The sequence below is a fragment of the Streptomyces sp. NPDC002566 genome (genome assembly GCF_042889585.1).
Lineage (GTDB): Bacteria > Actinomycetota > Actinomycetes > Streptomycetales > Streptomycetaceae > Streptomyces.
Genome location: NZ_JBIARD010000001.1, coordinates 1,203,091 through 1,220,536 on the forward strand (window position 1 = coordinate 1,203,091; position 17,446 = coordinate 1,220,536).

Here is a 17,446-nt window from a genome sequence, read left to right on the forward strand (position 1 = left end):
CCGGCCACCCGTGGACCTTGGATGGGCCCCCGCGGTGTCTGGGCTGCTATTTAAACACCACTGTGGCCACCCGTTGGGGCCCCCCCACCGTCCGCGGGGGCCCACAACGGCGAGTACTCGAAGACCTCTGGCAGATCGGTGTCCAAGTAGCGCACGAAGGACTTGACGTTCTCCACGGTGAACCCGGAGGCGAGCAGGTCGCGGACGTTTCGGACCCTGGTCGCCGCATGCGGCCCGTAGACGCGGTAGCCCGACGGTGTCCGGTCGGGCTCCAGTAGGCCCTGCTCCTCGTAGTAGCGCAGGGCGCGGGTCGTGGTCCCTGTCCGTGCGGCAAGCTCACCGATCAACACGCGGCCACCTCCGGGGTGTTTGTCAGGCGTGACATATACCTTGTGGTCAACTCCCGAGGCGGACCACGGTCTTCCCGGTGTGCCGGCCGCGGACGAGGTCGAGGAGTGCCTCGGGTGCGCTCTCCAGCCCGCCGTTGATCACTGTCTCGTCGTAGACGATGGCCCCCTCGCTCAGCCAGTCGCGGAACTGTTCGCCGAACTCCGTGGCCCGGTCCAGGTGGTCCCACAGGGTGAAGCCGCGGATGGTCAGGCGTTTGCCCAGGACGGTCAGCAGGTCACCGGGGCCCTCGTCGGGGCGAGCGGTGCTCTGCCGGTTGAGGGCCCCGCAGACCGCGATACGGCCGTGCACCTTCATGACCTCGATGGCGGCGCGCAGCTGCTCGCCTCCCACGTTGTCGAAGTAGACGTCGATGCCGTCCGGGGCCGCTTCGCGCAGCCGGTCGAGTACCGGGCCGTCGTGGTAGTCGAAGGCCGCATCGAACCCGAGCTTCCCGGTCAGGTGGGCGACCTTGTCAGCCGAGCCGGCGCTTCCGATCACCCGGCGGGCTCCCTTGAGCCGAGCGATCTGACCCGCCATGCTTCCCGTCGCTCCGGCTGCGCTGGAGACGAATACGGTGTCGCCGGGTCGCAGCCTTGCCGCCTCGATGAGCCCTACGTAGGCGACCAGCCCGAAGCCCAGGTGCATGGACGGGCTGGGGTAGGCCGCCTTGTCCACGCGGCGGAACGCACTCGCCTCGGCCACGGCGTACTCCCGCCAGCCGAACCGATGCACCACCAGCTCTCCCTCGCTGAGCGACGGGTCTGCCGAGGCGACCACCTCGCCGAGCGCGTCCCCGTACATCACCTCGCCCACCTCATAGCGTGGCATCGGCAGCGGGGACCGGCCCGCGATCAGCGTGAGCATGCCGGGATCGAGTGACATGAAGAGGTTACGAACCTGCACCTGACCCGGTTCGGGGGCTGGGACGTCAACCTCGACGATGTCGAAGTGGTCGAGGGCCGGGAGCCCGACGGGCCGTGCGGCGAGGCGGACCTCCGAACCCGTGCCGGGCGAGCTGGACAAGGCAGGCGACGAACCGTTCTTCGCAGAGGAGTTCATACCGCCGACGCTAGGCATTGACCCATGCGTGAAGGTCAACCCATTCCGCCACGAGGATCCGGTCCAACTGGGGCCAAGAGCGGGCCCGGCCGTATTCGCCTCGGGCTCCTGTGCGGCGAACCAACCGGTGAACCGGGCCAGGTGCTCCGCTCCCTGCCGGTTGCGGATCAGCGGGCGATCGAGATCGCGAAGGGGGCGAGGCCGCTGGACCGAATCAGGTGCGGCACGAACAGGATCGCGGCCTCCGTGGCGCGGGCGGTCCGGATCCCGCCGAGATCGGTGATCCACTCCTCGCGCCAGCCGAGGTCGAGGAGCAGTTCACGGACGGTCTGCTTGGCCTTCGGGTCCTCGCCGGAGAGGAAGGCGGTCGGCGCCTGGGGGAGCGCGGCCGGTGCGGTCATCACCGAGAAGAGCATGGTGTTGAGTGTCTTGACGACATGCGTCTCGGGGAGCGCCTCCTGGAGTTGCTCGGCGAGGCTCGAGGCGGGGTAGATCAGGTCGGCGGGGAGTCCGTCCGGTCCGTCGAAGGTGGCGTTGGAGACGTCGACGAGGATCTTGTCGCGCAGTTCCTCGCGCAGGGCGACGAGCCGGTCCAGCGAGCCGGCCCCCGGGGTGGCGTTGATGACGATGCGGGCTGCGCGGGCGGCGTCGGCGGCGGCGCCCGGCGTGCGGTCCGCGACGGTCACCTCGTGCCCGGCCCGGGTGAGGGCGGTGGCCAGGTTGCCGCCGACGCGGCCGTTTCCGAGAACTGCGATCTTGGCCATGGTGATGTGGTCCTTCCGTAGGTGTGGGTGTGGGGTGTGGTGCGCGGTCAGCGGGAGAGGGTGGCGACGGCCTCGGCGTGGACGCCGGGCGCTGCGGCCAGGAAGCTCTCGCTCTGCGGGGTCCAGGGGCGGCCCTCGCCGTCGGAGATCCGTCCGCCGGCCTCGGTGACGAGCAGCGCCCCGGGAAGCAGGTCCGCGCGGGCTCCGGCGAACTGCCAGAAGGCGTCGATCCGTCCGGCGGCCACGTTCAGCAGGTGCAGGGTCGCGGGCACGGCGGTGCGGACGACGAGCGCGTCGAAGAGCATCGCCGTGATCGAGGAGCCGACGCGCCGTACGACCTTCTCGTCCTCGTCCGGCCGGGCCTGGCTGGTGGCCACGATGCTCAGGCCGAGGTCCGCGGTCCCGGAGACGCGCAGCGGCCGGCCGTCGAGGTGGGCGCCCATGCCGGTGAGCGCGGTGTACGTCTCGCCGGTCAACGGCAGGTGGACCGCGGTGAGCACCGGCTGGTTGTCCCGCACGAGGGTGGCCGTCACCGCCCACTCCGGCAGGGCGTGCAGGTGGTTGACGTTGCCTTCGGCCGGATCGACGACCCACCATTCGCCGGGCGGCAGCGCCCCGCCGTCCAGCTCGTCCTCCACCCAACCGGCGTCCGGACGCAGGCGAGTGAGGCGGGGGCGCAGGATGTCGAGGGCCGTGTCGTCGTTGGCGGCGAGCGCGCGCATCAGCTCTTCGCGCGTCCGGTAGCGGACCACCTCGCCGAAGCGCTCGCGCAGCGCCGAACCCGCCTCACGCACGGCGGTCGCGGTCTGGGCGAGCACGTCGGCGTCGGAGGCGGCGACATCAGTGGTCTGAAGCGTTTCGGACATGGTGGAACTCCGGTGTGAGAGAGGGACGGACAGGTCGGTCCGGATGAACTGTGCAGTCCGGCCCGCGCCTTCGCCTCAACGGTATGGAGCTCTTTGATTAACTTCAAATGCATGTAAAGCACGGCTAGGATTACTCACATGCAATTGGATCTGAACCTGCTCGCCGCGCTCGATGCGTTGCTGGAGGAGGGCAGTGTGGCCGGAGCTGCCGCGCGCCTGCATGTCACCGCACCCGCCATGAGCCGCAGCCTGGGCCGGATCCGGCGTACGACCGGGGATCAGATCCTGGTGCGCACCGGCCGCACGATGACCCCGACGCCGTACGCGATCGCCGTCCGGGAACAGGTGCACGAGCTGCTGCACCAGGTCCAGGGGGTGCTGGCGCCGAGCCGTGAACTCGAACTGGCAACGCTGGAGCGGACTTTCACACTCCGCTGGCACGATTCCCTGGTCGCCTTGAGCGGCCCCGCACTGCTCGCGGCCGTGCGCGGACAGGCGCCGGGCGTGCGGTTGCGCTTCGTCGCTGAATCGAGCATCGACACCCCCGAGTTGCGGCGCGGCGAGGTCGACCTGGAGGCGAACGCCAACCGCCCGAACGCACCGGACATCCGTGCCGAGAAGGTGAGCGAGACCCCCCTCGTCATCGTCGTGAGGAAGGGGCACCCCCTCACCCGCGTCAGGACCGTCACCGCCAAGCGGTACGCCGCCGCCGAACACGTCACCGTCTCGCGACGCGGAAACCTCGGCAATGCCCTCGACGACGCCCTCGCGAGCCTCGGCCTCACCCGTCGCGTGGTGGCGACCGCGCCCACGGAAGCGGCCGCGCTGGAGTTCGCGCGCGACTCCGATCTCCTGATCAGCGTCCCCGAAGCCACGACGCGGTCAGCGGTCGCCGACCTCGGCCTGGTCGTGCTCCCCCTCCCGCTCGAACTGCCGCCCGCGCCGGTATACCTGTCGTGGCATCAGCGCTACGACACCGACCAGGCTCACGCCTGGCTCCGCGGGCTGGCGCGAACCGCGCTGACCCTGAACGGAGCGTGAGGCTCGTCGGCGAAGGGCCGCCGACTCCGTCGACGGCCCTGAGACGATCTTCGATGCCTGTACCCGGCTCACGCCTTCCGGCGGCGCCAGGCCAGCCACACCACAACCGCCGCACCCGCCGCCAGCAGCACGTTGCGGTTGTCCCGCGCCAACTGCACGCCCTGGGCGGTCTTCTCCCGCACCGGCTCGGGCGCCTTCTCGTTCCACAGCCGGCCGGCCTGGGCCGTCTTGGCCCGGGTCTGCCCGGCGGCTCGGGCGGCCTTGTCCTTGACCGGATCGGGCAGCCGGTCCTGCGCCTGGTGGGCCAGGTCGGCCGCCTTCGCCTTCAGTTCCACGGCCTTGAGGGCGGCCTGCTCCTTCAGCTCGCCGGCCTTCGCCGCCGCCTGCTCCTTGACCTCGGCGGCCTTGTCCTGGGCGCGCGCCTTGACGTCGGCCTTCGCCGCGAGTGCCTCGACCGTCTCTCCGAGCTCGGTCCGGGTCTGCTCGACCTGCTCGCGCAGTTCCTCGGGGCTGGAGGCGGTGGGTTCGTCGTGAGGTGGCTGGGTCATCGGTGTGCGCTCTCCTTGATCTCGGCCACATCGGCCTTCACGTTTTCGACCGTCTGCTCGGGCATGGGCGGCGCGGCTTGGTCGACCTGCTTCTTTCCACTCATGGCCAGCACCGCGCCGATCACACCCAGCACCGCTGTGACGATCAGGCCGGCTGCCCATACCGGCAGCGCCACCGCCAGCGCGGCGATCGCGGTGGCGACGAGCGCTTGTGCCATCAGGAGGCCGACCAGGCCGGCACCGCCGAACAGGCCGCCGCCCTTGCCGTAGCGCTTGCCCTTCTCCTTCATCTCCGCCTGGGCCAGGCGCAGTTCACCGCGCACCAGCTCGGTCAACTGCTGCGAGGCCCGCTGCACCAGCTCGCCCACCGGCTCCTGGCCCGAGCGGTCCGTGCTCTGGCCGTGCCCGGCATGGTGTGGCTGTGTGCTCGACACGACGGTCACCTCCGTCCCTCTGAGTTCCTGCAAGCCGGACCACTGCGACATGTGTCCGACCGTCCGATAGGCCCACGGGTACCCCGACCAGACGAGTTCAGGGCGGGCGAGGTGGCGCGAATGCGGTTCCGATGCGGACCCGGGCTGTGGATGTGACCCAGGCGGTGTTCCACAGCGACGTCACCTCAGCTTGAGAGCCAGTGCCGGCGGACCAGGCCTGTGGCGTTGCGGGTGAGCCAGGCGCTCGCCAGACCGATGGCGGCGCCGGCAGCGACGTCGCTGGGATAGTGGGCGCCGCTCTGCACGCGCTCGAGCGCCACCAGGGCGGCGGGTACTGCGCACACCGTTCCGGCGGCCGGCCACGTGGGTGCGACGGCGGCGGTGAAGGCCACTGCGGCGGCGGTGTGTCCGGAGGGGAAGGAGGAGGAGTCGGGCCGGTCGTCGACCTCGTCGTGGGGGAACCACTCCTTCGGTGGCCGGGGTCGGTCGGCCAGTTGTTTGCACAGGCCGTTCGAGACGAGCTGGGCCACGACCAGGGCGCTCAGGCCGGCCGCAGCGGCCTTGCGGCCGCGCCACCCGCCCAGCCATGCCATCGCGGCGGCGGCGCCGCACCACAGTTTCGTGCTTTCCGCGGTCTCCTCCACCGCTGAAAGCACCTTGCCGACGCTGGGCGGGATGCGGGAGGCCTGTTTGGTCAGCGTCCGATCAGCGTCGTGAAAATACGCCAGAAATCTCATGAGAGGGAAGTATCCGGAGGTCACCGGCCTACACCCGCCACCGTCGGGCGCGCTCACACGTCGTTCCGGGGAGCGCTCTGACCGAGTGGCATCCGTCGCATGATCACACTTAAGGACCGGCGGGGCGGCGTCAACCTTTACGAGCTTTTGCATATGTTTGCGGCGATTCGCCCGACGTGTGAACGCGCGTTCGCTGCGCGTTCGGAAAGGCTCGTGCCCCGTATGCCACGCTTCCGTGTATCCCATGGAACGGCCGCGCTCGGGGTGGCCCTCGCCACCATGACCGCCGCCACCGTGACCGCCGCCACCGCCGTCCTCACCGCTTCCCCTGCTGCCGCCGCGGTCCGTGCCTTCGACGACCCGCCGCCCTCCAGCGACGAGGTCGACGACCAGAAGGACCAGGTCGGCAAGGACACCGCCCAGGCCAAGGAGGACATGGCCGCCGCCAAGGACCAGGCCACCAAGTGTCCGCCCACCTCGAAGCAGTGCATGAACGACCTCGCCGGGGAGGGCAAGGAGCAGAAGGAGGGCATGGCCAAGACCCAGCAGGCGCTGGACGCCGTCCGCCCCGCCCCCGTGGACAACGCGGCCGCGGTCATGGACGGCGCCTGCGACGAGTTCGCCGCCGGACTGCCCGCCGCCCTCACCCCCTCGGACGACTCCGACGACTTGACCCGCGTCTGCGAGCTGATGAACCCATGACGACCGTCAACCGCCGCGTCGTCGCGCTCAGCGTCGCCCTCGTCGTCTCGCTGGCCCTTCCGGCGGGCTCTGCGGCCGCCGACCCCGATCTCACCGTGCCCGCTGCGCAGGCGTACGACGGTGACAAGCCGCTGACCTCGACGAAAGCGGTGAGCGACCACTGCGCCGCGCACGCGGGGGACTGTCGCTTCAAGATCGACCGCCTTGCCTCCAGCGAGTACCACACCGCCGTCAAGTCCGTCGGCAACGCGATCGTCAACTGCTCCAAGGAGGACATCAAGGTCACCCGACAGGTCTCCCTTCAGGTGTCCAGCTCCGACAACCTCGGCGGCGAGATCACCGGACAGGTCACGCTCGAGGGGCAGTTGGGCGCCTCGGGCTCGGTGACCGCGGGGGTGAGCGGCGAGGCCGGCGGGAACTTCAAGACACCCGACCAGTCCAAGGGCCCCAGCGCCGAGGTCAACGCCAAGGGCGGGGCCAGCGGCAGCGGCACGATCGGCGGTTCGGCGTCGCTCAGGGCCGCCTTCGAGGGCGCGTTCAAGCTGTCGTACGCCAAGAGTTGGACCACCCAGCAGACCGAGTCCACCAGCTACGAGGTCATCGTCAAACCCGGTGACGCCCTCGTGTTCGGCGCCAGTGCCGCCATGCAGCGGGTCGCCGGAAGCATCCTCACCGGGGGCGGACTCGCGGTGCGCAACGTCTTCGTCGACGGCCCCTCCAGCGTCAATACGAGCACGTTCGTCGCCGACACGTTCACCGTCCCCGGCAACACCTGCCAGCGGCTGCGGCCCGCCAGCCAGACCGCCGTGGACAACACCGTCAACGACCACACCGGCACCAGGTCCGCGGCCCTGCCCCTCGTCGAAGAGCTGCCCGAGGGATCCCGGCTGCTCCGGCGGGTCGAACTGGGCGGAGAGGACTCATGACCGCCCGCGCCCCCAAGCCCCCGTGTGCCCCGGTCCTGGAGAGGACGACCGTGAGAAGACGACCCCCCGCCCTGCGCCGCCCGGCCGTCGCCGCGCTCTGCCTCGGACTGGTCACCCTGCCGGCCCCCGTCGCTTTCGCCGGGAGCGCCCCGCAGGAGGCCGTCGAGGTGATCAACGGTGATCTGGCGCTGCCCGCGGTCACCGGCACCGCCGCCAACGCCGCCAACGTCACCGGCTGGTCGGTCGGCTCGACGTCGTCGAACAACGGCGCCGGCACCGCCGGCGGCGTATGGCGCTACTCGGGCGACGCCTCCGGACACCCGGGCAAGCAGGTCGCGGTGATGCTGCGCGAGAACGGCGCCGCCTACGAGTTCAAGCAGCGGCTGCGGGGCGTCCGTCCCGGCGCCAAGGTGACCGTCACCTTCGACGACAGCCCCGGCGTCAGCCTCAACTGCGCCCCGCGCACGGTCGAGCAGGGCCAGACCTACACGGTCCAGGGCTCCGGCGGCGCCGCACAGGAGGAGCTGACCGAGCCCGACCCGGACAAGGAGTACAACGTCCTCGGCACCGGAGTCTGGCGCACGGGGCGGACGTACACCTTCACCGCCGACGAGTACGAACCGCTGCTCACCTTCGCCTCCACCGTCCCGGCCAAGCCGAACGGGGCAGCAGGCGGCACCGGCACCAACGGCGGCTACTGCGGCCCGATGATCGCCGGCATCAAGGCCGTCCAGATCCCGCCCCCGCTGGACAAGACCGTCCGCAGCACCGAACTGCCCCCGTCGCTCGCCTTCAAGGGCAACGACAAGCGCACGGTCGCCGACGCGGTCACCGAGTGCAACACGGGCGCCGTGAAGTGCGCGTTCACCCCCGACAACGACTACTCCTTCGCGTACTACGAGCCCGCTCGGGTGGCCGGCGAGAACTACGTCAACTGCACCCGCGCCACCCTCAACCGCGAGCGCCCGCTGAAGTACTCCGCCCGCACCATCAGCGACCTGCCGGCCGCCGCCGGACTTCCGCCCGCCAACGCGACCGCCGCGGCCTCGAACATGAACGGGCAGTTCACCTCAGGCATCGGCGCCACCCCCGCCTGGAGCCCCACCGCCGAACGCACCGTCAAGGAAGTCATCAGCCCCGGTGAGGTCTCCTGGATCGAGACCCAGACCGGACGGCAGCGCACCGAGGGCTGGTTCACGTCCTCTCCCACGCCCGCCGACCCGAACCAGGACTGGCGCCTGTACACGGTCCTCGACCACCCCTCCTCGCAGCTCGCCGACCGCTTCTACCAGCGCACCGGCCCGCTCACCCCGGCCGAGCAGGCGCGCTGCCGTTCCGACCGGCCCTCCGCCGAGACCCCCAACGACGCGGGCTCCCCGGCAGCCGGAGCCGACCGTGGCTGACGCGATCCCCGCGCATCCGTGCGCCGAGCGAAACGGACCCCCCTCCATGCCGACGAACCGTCGACCGGCCCGGCGCCGCCACTGGGCGCCACCAGCCGCGCTGACCGCCCTGGCGGCCGTCTGCGCACTGCTGACTCTCACTCACCCCGCCACCGCCGTGCCCCGGCCGTCCCTCCAGCGGCTCGCGGCGAGCGACCGGGAGACGCTCGCCTGGGCTGACGACACCTACGGCCAGGCCACCGTTCCAGCAGCCGTGACCCAGGGAGCGGACCTCATCGCCGCCGGCGACTTCCACTCGCTCGCCGTCAAGGACGGCGCGGTCACCGCCTGGGGCAGCAACCTCTACCAGCAGACCGACGTCCCCGCCGCTCTCTCCACCGGCGTCACCGCCGTCTCCGGCGGCTACCTGCACTCGCTCGCCGTCAAGGGCGGCGCGGTCCACGCCTGGGGCAGCGGCCGGTACGACTCCACGGTCGTCCCGCCCGCCGCGAAGTCCGAGGTCACCGCGATCGCGGCAGGCCGGTTCTTCTCCCTGGCCCTGCGCCAAGGAGCCGTCCTCGCCTGGGGCGACAACCGCTACAAGCAGACGGAACTCCCCGAGGGGACCGGCTCCGGCATCAGCGCGATCGCCGCGGGCGCCTACCACGCCCTCGCCCTCACCGACGAGGGCAAGGTCCTCGCCTGGGGCGACAACCGGAACAAGCAGACCGACATCCCCACCCCGGTCAAGGACGGCACCGTCACCGCCATCGCCGCCGGCAAGGACTTCTCCGTCGCCGTCGTCGGCGGCAGGGTCCACACCTGGGGCGCCAAGCAGGCCAACCCGGTGGTACCGACCCTCGCCCAGTCCAAGGTCACCTCGGTGGCCGCCGGACACGGCCACATCGTCGCCCTGCGGGACGACGGCAAGGCCATCGAGTGGAAGGTCAACACGACGGCCCTGAACACCGTCCCCACCGGGGCGAACACCAAGGTCCTGACCATCGCGGCGGGCGCCTACCACTCCCTTGCCCTGCGCGGTGATCCCGCACCCGCACCGTGACCGCTTGACGCCTCTGGCAGCCAACGGTTCTTCGGGTTGTTCTGTCCGGCCCGCGCCGGACAGAACAACAGCAAGACGCCCGCTTCTTGAGCGTCTCTGCACTCCGCAACCCGCCCCTGGCGTCGTGAACATCACGGCGAGCAGGGACAGTTCTGCGGGGCGAGGACGGCTCCGAACAGGCCCTGCGGGGCGCGGCCTTGAGGCGGCGGAGGCTTTTCAGGCTGATTCGGAGATGGGGGCCCGGCGGCGGACTGGGAGCGTCCGGCCGCCGGGCCCGGGAGGCGCGCCGATCCCGTCCCCACGGGTCCGGCGCGGCGGGGCCGCCCCCGCTCATGGGCGACCCCGGTCTGAGACGGCGTGTGCAGCGGGCGGGGGCGGGCTGTCAGGCGTAGGAGGCGCCCGCGGGGCCTCGGACGGCTGTCGCGGCCAGTTCCTTGACGCGCTGCGCGGAGACGGGGACGCCGGGTGACCGGGCGGCCCAGTGCCGCAGTTCTTCGCCGTCGAGTCCGGCGGGCGGCCGGCCCGGATAGGGGAAGCCGTACAGGGCGGTGTTCGGTCCGCTGCGCCAGCTGTCGGCGAGGGTGCCGATGTCGACGGCGTCGTAGCCGAGGACATCGAGCAGTTCGGTGGCCTGCTGCTTGGCGTGCGCGTCGTCTCCGGCGACGGGCAGGGCGGAGCGGTCGGGCGTGCCGGAGGGGCGGGCGGCCGAGGCCGGCGACCTGGTCGTCGCCGCGACACCGCTCAAGGCGTACGGCCGGCTGCCCGCCGACATGCTGATCCGCAAGACCGTGATCGACACGGCGAACGCTTGCCCACCTTCGTGGAGTAGGGGCGACCCGGATCAGGCCGACCGTGGCAGTCCGGTGGCGCGGGAGATGAAGGTGTCGAAGCCGCGGTCGGAGAGGAGGCTGCGGAGGGTGATCATGGGGCGGGCGCCGAAGCCGGTGGCGTAACGGGTCTTCGGCTTGCGGGCGGTGACGGCCTTGCCGATGGCGTCGGCGATGACCTGCGGGGAGGACAGGCGCTTGGCGTTGGCCTCGGAGGTCATCGAGGTGGCGACTGCGTCGGCCTGGCGGGCATAGGCGCCGTCGCTTGAGGCTTTCCGCAGACCGTCGGCGGCGATGGAGCCCCATTCGGTGGCGATGCCGCCGGGCTCGATGACGACGACGTCGATGCCGAAGGGCCTGGTCTCCAGGCGGAGGCAGTCGCTGAGGGCTTCGAGGGCGAACTTGGTGCCGTGGTACCAGCCGCCGAGGGGGGTGTGGATCTTTCCGCCCATCGAGGTGACGTTGATGACGGAGCCGGAGCGCTGGGCGCGCATGTGGGGCAGGGCGAGCTGGGCCAGGCGCATGGCGCCGAAGACGTTGACGTCGAACTGGTGGCGGGCCTCGGACATGGGGACGTCCTCGATGGCGCCGTAGGAGCCGTAGCCGGCGTTGTTGACCAGGACGTCGATGCGGCCGGTCTCGGAGACGATGCGGTCGATGCCGGCGCGCATGGAGTCGTCGTCGGTGACGTCCATGGCCAGGGGCCGGATGCCGGCGTCGGCCAGATTCCGGAGGCGGTCGGTGCGGCGGGCCGCCCCGTAGACGGTGTAGCCCAGGGACTGGAGTTTGAGGGAGGTGGCCTCACCGATGCCGGAGGAGGCGCCGGTGACGAGAGCGGTCTTGGCGGTCATGGGGGATTCCTGTCAAGTAAGATGAACTCCGGTTCACTATTCATCATGAACCGTGGTTCACGTTAATGCAAGCCGAGACGCCCACCGCAGGAGAGCCCATGGCCCAGAGCCGAGCACCGCGCGCCGACGCGGTCCGCAACCGCAAGAAGATCCTCGACGCCGCACGCGAGCAGATCACCCTGCACGGCCCCGACGCGGGCATGGACGAGATCGCCGCCGCGGCGGGTGTGGCCGTGGGCACCCTGTACCGGCACTTCCCCACCAAGACCGACCTGGTCGCCGCCGTCATCGCCGAATACACCACGCACGTCGCCGAAGCCGCCGAGGCCGCCCGTGAACGCCTCGCCTCCGGTGCGCGCGCTGTGGACGAGATCAGCGACTTCCTCGCCCACGTCACGGAGGCGACCGCCACCAACCACGCCGTCAAGGCCGCCGCCCGCGCCCTCGGCGCCGACCCCGTCGACCGCGACGCCGAAACCCGCGCAGGCGCCGCACTGGCCGCGCTGATCCAGGCAGGGCAGGCCGACGGTGACATCCACCAGGACGTCACCGTCGACGACATCTACCTGCTCTTCAGCACCGCCCCCACCGACCAGCCACCCGCCGCCCGCGCCCGCTGGCTCGCCCTGGTCCTCACCGGCCTGACCACCCACACACGAACCGGAGACACCGGGCCTGCCTCATAGCCGATACGGCGCGATGACACGTCTCAGCGCGGCTCGCCGCTCCCCACGGCGCCGATCCGCAGGTTCCAGCGGCCCGGCCTGCCGGTGAGCTGGAAGGCGGAGAGCGGCGGAACGTCGACGCGCCAGAACGCCTGCCGAGGTGCGCCCAGCGCGTGCAGCAGCGCGGCCCGCGCCACCGCCTGTTCGACCACGGCCAGCATCCGACCGGATTCGGCGGGCAACTCCTCCAGCCAGGCCGCGACCCGGCCGCACACCTCCGACACGGACTCGCCACCGTGCGGGGCCGCTTCCGGGTCCGACATCCATACGGCGAGCCCGGCGGCGTCACCGGCCGAGACCTCGTCCAGGGTCCGGCCCTGCCAGCTGCCCATGTCCATGTCCCGAAGGCCCGGCTCCACGGAGACGGCGTTCCCTCCCAAGGCCTGCGCCGTCTGCCTGCACCGCTGGGAAGGCGCCGTACACCAGGCAGTGGCCACCGGAAGGGACCCGGCGACTCTTCGCGCCTCACCCAGCGCCCGCTCGTTCAACGGCGTGTCTCCGCCGAAACGCACGTCACGCTCCGAAGGGGCAGCGGCAGACACCAGCGTGAGCCGGATGGTCATGAAGGGCCCTTCCCGCGAGGTCGGTTCATCGTAGGTGGCGTACGCCATGTTGGCCGAAGTCCACATTGCCCCTACCATCTGGGGCGACAAGGACGACGGCGTCACGGAAGTCCGGTGCAAGTCCGGCACGGTCGCGCCACTGTGTGCCGCCCCGCCCTCCAGGCGAGGGGGTGAGTCAGACCCGACGCCGTCGTCGAGTGCTCCACACGATGCGGGACGCGTAGTTCCCGAGGAGGTCTCGCCATGGCGCAGTCCACTGCCGCCCCCACCCCCACCACCCAGCCCGTCACACCGCTGCCGCTGCGGGCGCTCGCTCCCTGGGCCGTCTTCGTCGGTGTCCTGACGCTGGTCCTGCTGTACTTCGTCGGCGCCGAGCAGGGAGCCACCGCCGTGGTTTCCGGTGAGGGCGTGCACGAGTGGGTGCACGACGCCCGCCACCTCCTCGGCTTCCCGTGCCACTGACGGAGTCCACCTCCATGAACTCCGTCACCGTGCGCACCCTGCTGGTGCGCGGCATGCTCGCCGGCCTCGCCGCCGGCGTGCTCGCCTTCGTCTTCGCCTTCCTGGTCGGGGAAGGCCCCGTCGACGCGGCCATCGCGTTCGAGGAGGCCAACTCCCATGAACACGGCGGCGAGGAGCTCGTCAGCCGTACCGTGCAGTCGACGGCCGGTCTCGCCACGGGCGTGCTCGTCTTCGGGATCGCCATCGGCGGTATCGCGGCGCTCGCGTTCTGCTTCGCGTGGGGCCGCATCGGCCGGTTCGGGGCGCGGGCGACCGCGGCGCTCACCGCGCTGGCCGGTTTCCTGCTCGTCTACATGGTCCCGATCCTGAAGTACCCGGCGAACCCACCCGCCGTCGGAAACCCGGACACCATCGGCAAGCGCACGATCCTGTTCGTGCTGATGATCGCTCTGAGCGTGCTGCTGGGCACAGCGGCCGTCCTGTTGGGCCGCAGGCTCGCCCCGAGGTGGGGCAACTGGAACGCCTCCGTCACCGCCGGCGTCGCCTTCGTCGCCGTGGTGGCGGTCGCAATGGCCGTACTGCCGCACGGGGACAACACCCCGAAGGGCTTCCCCGCGAACGACCTGTGGGAATTCCGGCTCGCCTCGATCGGCATCCAGGCCGTCCTGTGGGCCGGCTTCGGGCTGCTGTTCGGCTTCCTCGCCGAACGCGTCCTCGAGCCGAAGCCGGTCCGTGGGCCGGCCTCCGCGCAGGTCGCCTGACCAGGCACGTCTACGGCGGGGTCACCGGGGGCGCGCCCGGTGACCCCGCCGTCGTGGTGCGTGCCGCCGGCTCGCCGTACCCCTGCCGGGCAGGGGCTGACCGGCCCACCGCCTTGCCGGTGCCGGGGCGCTTTCGGACCACGATCCTCGGCCACATGAGCGGCCTGCCTGCGCTCCCAGCACGCACGGGCCGCCGCCCGTCAGCCCGGTGGGCGTCGCAGTACGCGCACATGTCGCCCGTCGGCTACGACGCGCTGGTGGTCATTCCACTGTCAGCAAGAAGATCACTGTGGCCAGGCCGATGAAGAGCGCGCACAGGACGGCCGCGATGAAGAGCGCGCCGGCGACACGGGCACTCAGCGCACCCCAGAACTCCGCCCGCCGACCGTCGGGAGTGTCGGTGCGCCAGTCCGACGGGATGTCGACGTGTCCGTCGGCGATGACCGACGCGACCCTGCGTACGTCCCCCGGGTGGAAGTGATAGAAGGTCGGCTCCGCCCCCCACGTGCCCCGGCTCGCCCCGCCGAAGCTGCGGACGCGGACATCCGTACGACGGGCCACACCCGGCAGCCAGTCCTTGCGCACCGGCCACAGCTTGGCGACTTCGTCACTGCTGAGCCAGGGCTCCTCCTCATGCGCTGACTCTGGTGTTCCCGGATCCGGCGTGTTCGGCATGCGTCCCCCTCGATGCGGCAGGTCTCCAGTACACATCCGCCGCACTGCATGCCGACAGAGCGCCTACGGCACGGCGCGCCAAAGGATGCGAGCGGGATCGTCGTGCTGCGACCACGTCGAGAGGGTTCAGCGCCCGGGGACGGGGAGATCGCCCTCGATGTACTGGGCGCGGCCGTCGGCGAAGGACCAGTCCTCGGGACCGTTCTCGAAGTAGCTGATGAACAGGTCCTTGCCGTCGACACCGGCTTCGGCGAGCAGCTCGGCGAGGGTGCGGTACAGGAGCTGCTTGTCGGCGGTGCTGCGGCCGCGCTGGGTGAAGATGTGGACGATGACGGTGCCGGGGGTGCGCTCGAAGCCGAGTCCGGCGTCGAGGGCGATGATCTCGTCGGGGTCGTGCTGGGTGACGATCTGGAAGCGGTCCCGCTCGGGGATCTTCAGGACGTCGATGAGGGACTGCTGGACGGCGTCGGCGATGGCCCGGATGTTCTCGGGACCTCGGCCGCGGGTCATGTCGATGCGTACGAGGGGCATCGGGGGCTCCTTCGGGTCAGTGGTGGTCAGGGCTTCAGAGGAAGCCAGGTGCCGTGGTCGGTGATGCGCAGGACAGAGGTGAGGCCGGCGTCGTCGAAGGCGTGCTCGATGGCGTCGCGGCCTTCGGTGAAGTGGGCCCAGCCGGTGTAGTGGGCGGGGATGTTGACGGGGGCTCCGAGGATGGCGGCGGCCGCGGCGGCCCGGGCGCTGTCGAGGCTGACCGGGCGTTCGCGGAACTTGCCGGGGACCCGGGCGGCGCCGACGTGCAGGACGGCCGCGTCGACGGGGCCGGTGCGGCGGGCGATCTCGGTGACGGTGCGCAGGGAGGCGTTGTCGCCGCTGACGTACACGGTGGGCAGGCCGTCTCCGGCGAGGACGAAGCCGACGACCTGGCAGTTGACCTCGCCGTCCGCGTCCCGCTCACCGTCCTCGGGGCCGTGGACGGCCGGCACGGCGGTGACAGTCAACTGGCCGCCGTCGGGGCGGGTGAGGGTGTGGGTGTCCCAGACGGCCAGGCCCCGCGCGGGCCCGCCGACGCGGCCGGCGGCGCTGGTGGTGGTGAGCAGCAGCGGGGCGGCCAGCGCGAAGGCACGTCCGCGGTCGTCGAAGTTGTCGGCGTGGTTGTCGTGGCTGACCAGGACCAGGTCGGTGTCGGCGAGCCGGTCCTCCGTCAGGGCCGGCCCCTCGGTCTTGGTCAGGTAACCGTGCGGGCCCGGGGCGTCGAAAGTCGGGTCGGAGACGATGCGGAGCCCGCCGAGGTCGAGGACGGCGGTGGGCCCGCCCACGACCAGGGCCTGGCCGTCGTGGCGGGGGAGAGGGGAGGACGACGTCATGCTGCTGCAGCTCCTTGGCACGTCAGGGAGGAAGGACGGCGAGGTGCCGGGTGGTCCCGGCAGGCCCGTCCCCCTGCGGCCGACCCTAGGGAGCCAGCGGGAGCAAGCGGAAATGCCGCTCCGGTTGCCTCTATGCCTCATGTGCATGGGCGCAGGTCGCGGCGGCTTCGAGGGCCGCGTCGAGGAAGCGGCGCAGCAGCGTGGAGCCGGTCGTGGCCTCCGGGCGGTAGGCGAGGCGGACCGGGCTGGGCGGTGCGCCGGTCAGCGGGAGGAAGCGCAGCGCGGGGTGGTGGATGCGGCGTTCGGCGACGTCGGGGACGACGCCGAGGCCGCGTCCCGCTGCCACCGATTCGAGCCACTCGTCGAAGTTCGCGGTCTGAACGTACCGGCGCGGGCCGTCCCCGTCCGGCCAGCACCAGGGGCCGGTCGTGCCGCTGGCCGTGTTGACGACCAGGGTCCATTCGTGGGCGTCCTGCCAGCGCACGGCGTCGACGGCCTCAGGGGGAGAGTCGGGGGAGTCGTCCCGCCCCTCGCCCGTGGCCCGTTCGCGGGCGTGGACGGCGACACGCCGCTCGTCGTACAGGTGCACCGTGCGCACGGCTGCCCCGACCGGCCTGTCGCCGCGCACCAGGGCCACGTCGACTCCCTGGCGGTCGAGGTCGTCGAGCGGATCGTCGCAGCGCGCCAGCTCGACCTGCGCCCCGGTCTCGCGCTCGAAGCGGGCGATGGCGCGCTGGGCCCAGGGGTCGGGCAGCAGCCAGCTGAAACCGAGCCTCAGCGTCGACTCCTGGCGGGCGGCGGCCAGAGCCGCGTCAAAGGCGGCCAGGGTCCGCTCCGCGTGGACGAGGAACTCGGTGCCGGCGGCGGTGAGGGCGACGCCGCGCGACGAGCGCTCCAGCAGCCGCACCCCGAGGCCCGCCTCCAGCTGGGCGACGGTGCGGCTCAGGGCCGGTTGCGTGATCAGGAGCTCCTCTGCGGCCCGGGTGAACGAGCGGCACCGGGCCACCGCGGTGAACGCCCGCAGATGCCGCAGCTCGATGCCGGACGCGCCCGCGGCACCGGGCGCGGTCACCGTCGCCTCGCACTATGCCTGGTGGACATGGATGCAGCGTAACCGGCATTTCCCGCCCGTCGAGCCCGCGGCCTAGCGTCGCTGCGGAAGCCCCCTTTCCCGGAGCCTGTGCATCCCGTGCGCCATCGCCCTGCTCGCCACCGGCTACAGCGTTGGCCTGCCCCACAGCGGTTGCCACTCCGTGCTCCTGCTCGGCGCCGCTCTGCTGCTCGCGGCCGCCTGCTGTACCCGCTT

General features: G+C 71.4%; 22 protein-coding genes. 8 read left to right on the forward strand and 14 right to left on the reverse strand.

Translation table 11 applies throughout. From position 1 onward, the window contains the following. Nucleotides 1-50 precede the first annotated feature (50 nt). From ACFYXA_RS05200 to ACFYXA_RS05215, 4 genes are all read right to left on the reverse strand, one after another. Complete coding sequence (locus ACFYXA_RS05200; protein ID WP_389028268.1) at nt 51-350, reverse strand: MerR family transcriptional regulator; 300 nt, start codon at nt 348-350, stop codon at nt 51-53. 46 nt (nt 351-396) lie between these two features. Next, the gene (locus ACFYXA_RS05205) at nt 397-1,449 is read right to left on the reverse strand and encodes an NADP-dependent oxidoreductase (RefSeq protein WP_389028270.1); all 1,053 of its coding nucleotides are present in this window, start codon (nt 1,447-1,449) and stop codon (nt 397-399) included. A gap of 167 nt (nt 1,450-1,616) precedes the next feature. Continuing rightward, nucleotides 1,617-2,213, reverse strand: a complete 597-nt coding sequence (locus tag ACFYXA_RS05210; RefSeq protein WP_389028272.1) for an NADPH-dependent F420 reductase — start codon at nt 2,211-2,213, stop codon at nt 1,617-1,619. A gap of 47 nt (nt 2,214-2,260) precedes the next feature. Further along, nucleotides 2,261-3,079 carry an inositol monophosphatase family protein gene (locus ACFYXA_RS05215; protein WP_389028274.1) on the reverse strand — a complete coding sequence of 273 codons (819 nt, stop codon included), beginning with the start codon at nt 3,077-3,079 and terminating at the stop codon, nt 2,261-2,263. Between the two features lie 138 nt (nt 3,080-3,217). Between ACFYXA_RS05215 and ACFYXA_RS05220 the strand changes: the two genes are divergently transcribed. After that, complete coding sequence (locus ACFYXA_RS05220) at nt 3,218-4,120, forward strand: LysR family transcriptional regulator (RefSeq protein ID WP_389028276.1); 903 nt, start codon at nt 3,218-3,220, stop codon at nt 4,118-4,120. Nucleotides 4,121-4,188: 68 nt separating this feature from the next. Here ACFYXA_RS05220 and ACFYXA_RS05225 read toward each other — a convergent pair whose 3' ends face one another. The 3 genes from ACFYXA_RS05225 to ACFYXA_RS05235 all read right to left on the reverse strand — a co-directional run bounded on the left by ACFYXA_RS05225 (nt 4,189) and on the right by ACFYXA_RS05235 (nt 5,839). Beyond that, entirely contained in the window at nt 4,189-4,668 is a 480-nt protein-coding gene (locus ACFYXA_RS05225; RefSeq protein ID WP_352247549.1) for a DUF3618 domain-containing protein, read from the reverse strand. Then, a complete protein-coding gene (locus ACFYXA_RS05230; RefSeq protein WP_352247582.1) occupies nt 4,665-5,036 on the reverse strand; it encodes a phage holin family protein in 372 nt (123 codons plus the stop codon). Before ACFYXA_RS05230 ends, ACFYXA_RS05225 begins: the two co-directional genes overlap by 4 nt. A gap of 251 nt (nt 5,037-5,287) precedes the next feature. Continuing rightward, on the reverse strand, nt 5,288-5,839 hold the full coding sequence (locus ACFYXA_RS05235) for a phosphatase PAP2 family protein (protein ID WP_389028278.1): 552 nt from the start codon (nt 5,837-5,839) through the stop codon (nt 5,288-5,290). A gap of 279 nt (nt 5,840-6,118) precedes the next feature. On the opposite strand from ACFYXA_RS05235, the gene ACFYXA_RS05240 reads away from it, so the two are divergent. Genes ACFYXA_RS05240 through ACFYXA_RS05255 form a run of 4 tightly spaced genes read left to right on the forward strand, consistent with a single transcriptional unit; the run spans nt 6,119 to nt 9,912 of the window. After that, nucleotides 6,119-6,541 carry a hypothetical protein gene (locus ACFYXA_RS05240; protein WP_352247547.1) on the forward strand — a complete coding sequence of 141 codons (423 nt, stop codon included), beginning with the start codon at nt 6,119-6,121 and terminating at the stop codon, nt 6,539-6,541. Continuing rightward, the gene (locus ACFYXA_RS05245; protein ID WP_389028281.1) at nt 6,538-7,467 is read left to right on the forward strand and encodes a hypothetical protein; all 930 of its coding nucleotides are present in this window, start codon (nt 6,538-6,540) and stop codon (nt 7,465-7,467) included. Before ACFYXA_RS05240 ends, ACFYXA_RS05245 begins: the two co-directional genes overlap by 4 nt. Before the next feature lie 50 nt (nt 7,468-7,517). Beyond that, nucleotides 7,518-8,870 (forward strand): hypothetical protein, encoded by a 1,353-nt coding sequence (locus ACFYXA_RS05250; RefSeq protein WP_389028283.1) that lies wholly within the window; start codon nt 7,518-7,520, stop codon nt 8,868-8,870. 46 nt (nt 8,871-8,916) lie between these two features. Further along, complete coding sequence (locus tag ACFYXA_RS05255; protein ID WP_389028285.1) at nt 8,917-9,912, forward strand: RCC1 domain-containing protein; 996 nt, start codon at nt 8,917-8,919, stop codon at nt 9,910-9,912. Between the two features lie 382 nt (nt 9,913-10,294). Here ACFYXA_RS05255 and ACFYXA_RS05260 read toward each other — a convergent pair whose 3' ends face one another. Then, nucleotides 10,295-10,711: a hypothetical protein gene (locus ACFYXA_RS05260; RefSeq protein ID WP_389028287.1), complete on the reverse strand. Its 417-nt coding sequence runs from the start codon at nt 10,709-10,711 to the stop codon at nt 10,295-10,297. Between the two features lie 42 nt (nt 10,712-10,753). Further along, nucleotides 10,754-11,590: an oxidoreductase gene (locus ACFYXA_RS05265; RefSeq protein ID WP_389028289.1), complete on the reverse strand. Its 837-nt coding sequence runs from the start codon at nt 11,588-11,590 to the stop codon at nt 10,754-10,756. A gap of 98 nt (nt 11,591-11,688) precedes the next feature. On the opposite strand from ACFYXA_RS05265, the gene ACFYXA_RS05270 reads away from it, so the two are divergent. Then, the gene (locus ACFYXA_RS05270; protein WP_389028291.1) at nt 11,689-12,276 is read left to right on the forward strand and encodes a TetR/AcrR family transcriptional regulator; all 588 of its coding nucleotides are present in this window, start codon (nt 11,689-11,691) and stop codon (nt 12,274-12,276) included. Nucleotides 12,277-12,299: 23 nt separating this feature from the next. On the opposite strand, the gene ACFYXA_RS05275 is transcribed toward ACFYXA_RS05270, so the two are convergent. After that, nucleotides 12,300-12,956, reverse strand: coding sequence for a histidine phosphatase family protein (locus tag ACFYXA_RS05275; protein ID WP_389028293.1), 657 nt, complete (start codon nt 12,954-12,956; stop codon nt 12,300-12,302). A 165-nt stretch (nt 12,957-13,121) separates the two neighbouring features. Here ACFYXA_RS05275 and ACFYXA_RS05280 point away from each other — a divergent pair, with 165 nt between their 5' ends. Together ACFYXA_RS05280 and ACFYXA_RS05285 are read left to right on the forward strand one after the other, a co-directional pair. Then, entirely contained in the window at nt 13,122-13,340 is a 219-nt protein-coding gene (locus tag ACFYXA_RS05280) for a CbtB-domain containing protein (protein ID WP_352247539.1), read from the forward strand. Nucleotides 13,341-13,354: 14 nt separating this feature from the next. Next, a complete protein-coding gene (locus ACFYXA_RS05285) occupies nt 13,355-14,101 on the forward strand; it encodes a CbtA family protein (RefSeq protein ID WP_389028295.1) in 747 nt (248 codons plus the stop codon). A 261-nt stretch (nt 14,102-14,362) separates the two neighbouring features. Here ACFYXA_RS05285 and ACFYXA_RS05290 read toward each other — a convergent pair whose 3' ends face one another. The 4 genes from ACFYXA_RS05290 to ACFYXA_RS05305 form a co-directional block, all read right to left on the reverse strand. Continuing rightward, nucleotides 14,363-14,776, reverse strand: coding sequence for a hypothetical protein (locus tag ACFYXA_RS05290; protein ID WP_352247537.1), 414 nt, complete (start codon nt 14,774-14,776; stop codon nt 14,363-14,365). A 126-nt stretch (nt 14,777-14,902) separates the two neighbouring features. Further along, complete coding sequence (locus tag ACFYXA_RS05295) at nt 14,903-15,307, reverse strand: tautomerase family protein (RefSeq protein ID WP_352247536.1); 405 nt, start codon at nt 15,305-15,307, stop codon at nt 14,903-14,905. A 26-nt stretch (nt 15,308-15,333) separates the two neighbouring features. Next, on the reverse strand, nt 15,334-16,140 hold the full coding sequence (locus tag ACFYXA_RS05300; protein WP_389028298.1) for an MBL fold metallo-hydrolase: 807 nt from the start codon (nt 16,138-16,140) through the stop codon (nt 15,334-15,336). Between the two features lie 130 nt (nt 16,141-16,270). Then, the gene (locus ACFYXA_RS05305) at nt 16,271-17,212 is read right to left on the reverse strand and encodes a LysR family transcriptional regulator (RefSeq protein WP_389028300.1); all 942 of its coding nucleotides are present in this window, start codon (nt 17,210-17,212) and stop codon (nt 16,271-16,273) included. Between the last annotated feature and the right edge of the window lie 234 nt (nt 17,213-17,446).